The following is a 1,192-nucleotide window of genomic DNA, read 5'->3' as shown; positions in this document are numbered from 1 at the left end:
CATAGGTAATATTCCCTTCAGTCATTTTTAAGCCAAACAAAAATATTACATTATCTATGTTGTTTATGATATCTCGACTTCACGTCCTTTGCATTTTCTTTTTTCTTCTCATTGTATTTCTCCTCTCTAGTTTCCATTTCCAATTTTAATCTGAAAAAATCTTCTAAATCCTTACTGTTGAAACCATGACTATTTTCAAACACTTCACCCACGCAAACCTATAGTACTATAGTTACAATGCTAATTATTAATCCCTTATTCTTTTTTTAAGTCATGTGTTTTGTAATGACCATATGCTAAACTGTCTACTGAAGTTGACCAGTACCTTTTATTTTCATAACTGTTTAAACTTACCTTTGTAGTATTAATACTAAATATCTTATGGTTTTTACTCCTGATACTGTTGAATGACCTATGTATAACTTCATTAGTTTCTAACACTTTATTGTAATCGTCATATTTAATTTTCCTTTTTACTGTGTTCTTTGCAGTGCCCTTGCACTTCTTATATTCTTTATCATCGCCATGGATTTTAAAAGCATAACATTTAGGGCGCAGTCCTATAAATCCTGTCATTATTTTTCCTTCGCATTCATCCTTAAATTTACCCAACACCTTCTTATTAGTTGCATCATAACATTTATGGTTTTTATCATATCCACTGAAGTCCATTTCATCATATATCTCTTGTAAATCTTGATATATATCATCAGTTCTAGTATGAAATACGAAGCTGTCAGTATCAGTAAATACCATTCTAATATTGTCTCCGTATTTAGGTTTCATAACATCATAGTAAAATTTGTACATATGTTGCTTACTCAAATCTAGAATGCTCATTCCTATGAATATAGGTTTATCAAGTTTTAGTTTTGGTTTTTGCTTTTCTACTCCTACAAGATTTTCGTTTATGATATGACTATGCTTAAATGATGGGTTATTAACACATTTCATAAACCGCCTTTCATCACTTACTATCTCAAAATCTAAATGCTTTCTCTTATCCTCCATTGTTTTACCAAAAACTGCATTATTTAATAACTTGAATATATCCTTTTCAAAATCATTTCTAGCATTCTTTCGTTTCTCTGTGTTAAATTCAATGTAAGGTTTTAATATCTCTTTTTGTTCAAATTTTATTGCTCTATGTATCTTCTTTAACTTTAAACCATGCTTAAGATAAAATTGTAGA

The 1,192-nt window shown here is 29.3% G+C and carries 1 protein-coding gene; it reads right to left on the bottom strand.

The features are described from left to right. Positions 1–255 precede the first annotated feature (255 nt). On the bottom strand, positions 256–1,192 hold a 937-nt coding region (locus OIF36_02665), incomplete at its 5' end, for a hypothetical protein (protein ID MCV6599365.1).

It is taken from the genome of Alphaproteobacteria bacterium, from assembly GCA_025800285.1.
In the GTDB taxonomy this organism is placed as follows: Bacteria; Pseudomonadota; Alphaproteobacteria; order JAOXRX01; family JAOXRX01; genus JAOXRX01.
This window is presented reverse-complemented; position numbering and strand designations above follow the sequence as displayed.